The 4,120-nt window shown below is 72.0% G+C and carries 3 protein-coding genes and 2 pseudogenes; 1 reads left to right on the top strand and 4 read right to left on the bottom strand.

Features of this window, described 5'->3' with window-relative positions; translation table 11 throughout:
• The 3 genes and pseudogenes from HMPREF3067_RS02280 to ssd form a co-directional block, all read right to left on the bottom strand.
• Positions 1-379, bottom strand: a pseudogene (locus HMPREF3067_RS02280) (hypothetical protein); the annotation flags it as partial.
• A complete protein-coding gene (locus HMPREF3067_RS02275) occupies positions 376-1,557 on the bottom strand; it encodes a TadA family conjugal transfer-associated ATPase (protein WP_070768126.1) in 1,182 nt (393 codons plus the stop codon). The gene HMPREF3067_RS02275 and the pseudogene HMPREF3067_RS02280, both read right to left, overlap by 4 nt.
• The gene (gene ssd, locus HMPREF3067_RS02270) at positions 1,550-2,614 is read right to left on the bottom strand and encodes a septum site-determining protein Ssd (protein ID WP_070768125.1); all 1,065 of its coding nucleotides are present in this window, start codon (positions 2,612-2,614) and stop codon (positions 1,550-1,552) included. The genes HMPREF3067_RS02275 and ssd overlap by 8 nt, the downstream gene beginning before the upstream one ends.
• Before the next feature lie 318 nt (positions 2,615-2,932).
• Between ssd and HMPREF3067_RS02265 the strand changes: the two genes are divergently transcribed.
• Positions 2,933-3,763 (top strand): HAD family hydrolase, encoded by an 831-nt coding sequence (locus HMPREF3067_RS02265; protein WP_070768124.1) that lies wholly within the window; start codon positions 2,933-2,935, stop codon positions 3,761-3,763.
• Between the two features lie 38 nt (positions 3,764-3,801).
• Here HMPREF3067_RS02265 and HMPREF3067_RS11315 read toward each other — a convergent pair.
• Positions 3,802-4,120, bottom strand: a pseudogene (locus HMPREF3067_RS11315) (oxidoreductase); the annotation flags it as partial.

The following is a 4,120-nucleotide window of genomic DNA, read 5'->3' as shown; positions in this document are numbered from 1 at the left end:
CGCCCGCCGGCAGGGCCTCCGCCCCGCGCGCCCACGCCGTCGGCAGGGTGGCCCCAGCCCGCAGGTCGCCGGTCACGGTGCCCAGGAAGGCGGCCAGCACCTCCCGCTCGGTGCGCCGGGTCCGGTTTCGCCGCACGTCGCGGATCACCCACCACGCCGTCGCGGCCACTAAGACCCCGGCGACCACCACCGTAGCCCGGCCCACCCACAGGCTGACCAGCGTCACCGCGAAGACCCCGGCCAGCACGGCCGGCGCGGCGCGCAGCGGGCCCAGCCCGCCCGGCGCTTTCCCCCGGGCTCCTCCCAGGCGGGCCGCCCCAGAGGGCAGCGTGGCCCACACGCCGGCGGCCGCGGCCAAGCACCACAGGGCACTCATCATGACAGCCTCCCGGAAAGCTCGGCGGCGAATTCGGCGAAGCCCTCGCGCGGGCCGCCCTCCGCACTCCACACCACCCGCGCCCGCACCGGGTTGCCTTCCAGGAGCCCGATCTGGGCCAGCCGGCGGCGCCCGTCCCGGCCGCGCTCGGTGGTGAATACCACGTGCACCGCCGCCGCCAGCTGGGAGTGCAGCGCCGCCCGGTCCAGCCCGCCGAGGGCGGCGAGAGCTTCCATGCGGGCGGGCACCTCGGCCAGCGAGTTGGCGTGCAGGGTTCCCGCCCCGCCGTCGTGCCCGGTGTTCAGCGCCGCCAGCAGGTCCACGACCTCCGCGCCGCGGATTTCGCCGACGATGATCCGGTCCGGGCGCATCCGCAGCGCCTGCCGCAGCAGGGCGTCCATGGTGATCTCTCCCCGCCCCTCCGCGTTGGAGCGGCGCGCGACCAGGCTGACCACGTGCGGGTGGTTGGGCTTGAGCTCGGCTGTGTCTTCGATGACCAGGAGGCGCTGGGCGGCATCGGCCTCACCTAGCAGAGCCGAAAGCAGCGTAGTCTTGCCGGATCCGGTGCCCCCGACCACCAGGAAGGAGACCTGGGCGGCGACGAGATCCCGGACGACCGGGGCGACCGCCGGGTCGATGGTGCCGTTGTCGACGAGCTCCGCGAAGCTGGTCTGCGCCTGCCGCAGCACGCGCAGGCTCAGGCAGGTCCCGCCCTCGGCCGGCGGGGACAGGACCGCGTGCAGGCGCAGGATGGTGCCGTCGCTGCGCTCGAGCCGCCCGTCGGCGAAGGGCTGGGAGTCGTCCAGGCGCGCCCCGCAGCCCACGGCCAGGCGGGTGGCCAGGCGGCGGACCTCGGCATCGTCTGCGAAGCGGACCGGGACCTCCGCGAGCCCGGCCCCGGTGTCGGCGAAGACGGAGTGCGGGCCGTTGACCACCACGTCCGTGATGCCGGGGTAGTTCATCACCCGCTCCAGCGGGCCCAGCCCGGTGGTGTCGTCTCGCAGCTGGCGCAGCACGCGCAGGACCTCCACGTCGGTGATAACGCCGGCCTCCTGGCGGACCCGGCGCGCCAGCTCGGCGGGCCGGTGGAGCAGCTCCGGCTCGGCCGCCACGCACTGCTGGAGGCTGTCGATAAGCTGCGGCGGCGACGGCGTCGGCGCAGGCCGCGAGACCTTAGACATCCTGGCCCACCGCCTGCAGGATCTGGCGGCAGGTGGCCTCGATGGCGCGGGGCAGGCGCTGCGGCAGCCCGCCCATCTCCACGGCCGCGGCCAGCTTCTTACTCGTCGGCACCTGCGCGACGGCATCGGCGTGGCAGATCTTTTCGACCTCCCCGAGGCCGAGGCCCGACCAACCGCGGTCCCGGACCACCAGGTGGCAGCGGCGATTGTCCGCGGCCAGCCTGGCCACCAGCTGGGCGGCCACCGCGGTCGAGCGCACCTCCGCGGCCGCTAGCACCACCACGTGCTGGGCCTGCCGCGGCAGCAGGTGCCAGTCGCAGTCGAAGATGCTTATCCCCGCCTGCCCGCGCACGCTTTCGGAGGCGGCCTCGACGGCGGCCAGCTCGAGGCGAAACGAATCGGCCACAGCGCTGCGCGCCGCGGACAGCACTGCCACCCCGTCCGCAGTGGTCGGCAGCGCGGCCCGCAGCTCGTGCCCGGCGATAGCGCCTTGCCCCAGGCGCAGCTCCGGCCAGCGCGCCCCGGGCTGCTGCTCGAGCCCCAGGAGAAGATCCAGCCCGCCGGAGAATTCGCCGGCATCGACCAGCGTGACCGCCTCGTCTGCCCGGTGCTGGCCGGCCGTGCGGGCCAGCGCGGCCGCGAGCAGCGATGCCCCGGCCCCGCCGCCGGCACCCACCACGGCCACCAGGCAGTGCTCGGCGGTGGCCTCCTCGGGTCCGCGCATGACCTCGCCCAGGGTCTCCAGCAGCTGGCGGGACTCCGCCGGCAGGATAAACGCCGCCTCCGCGTGGCAGTTGAGCGCCGCCTCGTAGTTGAGCGGGCCCGGCTCGTTGCCCACGAAGTAGGCCGGGGCCCGGCCGCGCAAGCTGGCCACGTGGGCGGCGGTGGTCTCGTCCACCACCACGGCCCTAGCCTGGGCCGCCAGCCGGGAGATCTCGCGCGGGTCGACGGCGTGCCGGACCTCCGCGCTGGCGGCCGCCGCGGCGTGCTGGGCCTCGGGGATGAGCAGCGGGTCCGTGACCGCGATGAGGATGAAGTCAGTAATCGGTGCGTTCATGCCCCTCACTCTGGCCGGTCTGACCCACCCAATCCAGGGCGCGCGAGAATGCCTGTGAACAACCCCACAGCGCGCGGCCACGAATTAGTGGTCCGCGACACATGTCACCATCCTGGTGTGAATAACCCGGCGTTCGCCCTTGCGCGCGCTCCTGCGGAGTGTAACCATCGAGGCCAAACCTACGATGGAGTAGGTAGTTTTCCCACTCCCCTAGGAAAGCACCGGAAATTGCGGTAGATTAAACACAAACGTAACAATTGCACCACAGGAAACGACAGACACTTCAGTAACAGGATTTAAGGTCAGGATTTCACCCCTATGACTCGCCAGCCCGAACGCCTCCCCGCCGACACCACCCGCGTGGCGGCCTTCTTCGATCTCGATAAGACGATCATCGCGACCTCCTCGGCGTTCGCCTTCGGCAAGGAGTTCATGCACAACGGTCTGATTACCCCCACCGAGGCCCTGCAGCTATCCCTGGCCAAGACCAGCTTCATGATGGCCGGCCAGTCCAGCCAGCAGATGGACGCCACCCGGGACCAGCTCGCCAAGATGGTCACCGGCTGGTCCGTGGACGAGGTCGAGGCCATCGCCCAGCAGACCATGCACACCGTACTCACCCCGGCCATCTACTCAGAGGCCCGGGAGCTGATCACCTACCACCAGGCCGCCGGCCACGAGGTCATCATCATCTCCGCCTCCGCGCGCCCGCTGGTCCAGCTCATCGCGGACGAGCTCGGCGTGGACCAGGTCGTGGCCACCGAGCTCGCCGCCGAGGACGGCAAGTTCACCGGCGAGGTCCTCTACTACTGCAAGGGCCCGGCCAAGGCGGAATCCCTCGACCGCCTCGCCGAGTCCGGCCGCTACGACCTGTCCCGCAGCTTCGCCTACTCCGACTCCGCCACCGACATCCCCATGCTGGAAAAGGTGGGCAACCCCGTGGCCGTCAACCCCGACCGGGCCATGAAGAAGCACGCCCTGGAGCACGGCTGGGACATCCGCACTTTCAAGGATCCCGAGCCCCTGTTCACCCTGCCCGGGGCCAAGGAGGTCGGCATCGGCGCCGGCGTGGTCGCCGGCATCGCCGCCCTCATCGCCGGCGGCATCTGGCTGGCCGGGCGCCCCGGCCCCGCCAAGTGGCCGGCCTAGTGCCGATTTCCACTTAAGCACGGGCCTAAGTCCTGTGCTTAAGCCGCGCGGGCGATGCCCTCTGCTTCCTTGCCGCCGGCCTCCCAGGCCGCCAGGTGGTAGCGCAGCAGCGGGAAGGGATCCCCGGCGCGGTAGGCCTGCAGCGTTTCTGCGTACTGCTGGCGGTGCCGAAAGAAAAACGTCTCCGGCACCGCGAAACCGCGCGGATCCAAGCCCGTGGCGATGGCGGCGGCGCGCCCAGCCATCCGTCCCACCAGCCCGCTGCGCTCGCCGAAGCAGCCGTGGGCGGCGACCTCGGCGTGCAGCACCGCCGGCAGGAGCAAGCGCAGGCCCGGCCCCGGCGCGCTGCCAGCTCCC

This window comes from Corynebacterium sp. HMSC04H06, assembly GCF_001815935.1.
GTDB lineage: Bacteria > Actinomycetota > Actinomycetes > Mycobacteriales > Mycobacteriaceae > Corynebacterium.
Note: the sequence above shows the minus strand (reverse complement) of the source record. Positions and strands in the feature narration are given on the sequence as shown.

What these genes read in the sequence shown, in the direction of transcription:
- ssd (WP_070768125.1), bottom strand. Translation starts at nt 2,614, where the DNA reads ATGAACGCACCGATTACTGACTTCATCCTCATCGCGGTCACGGACCCG.
- HMPREF3067_RS02275 (WP_070768126.1), bottom strand. Translation starts at nt 1,557, where the DNA reads ATGTCTAAGGTCTCGCGGCCTGCGCCGACGCCGTCGCCGCCGCAGCTT.
- HMPREF3067_RS02265 (WP_070768124.1), top strand. Translation starts at nt 2,933, where the DNA reads ATGACTCGCCAGCCCGAACGCCTCCCCGCCGACACCACCCGCGTGGCG.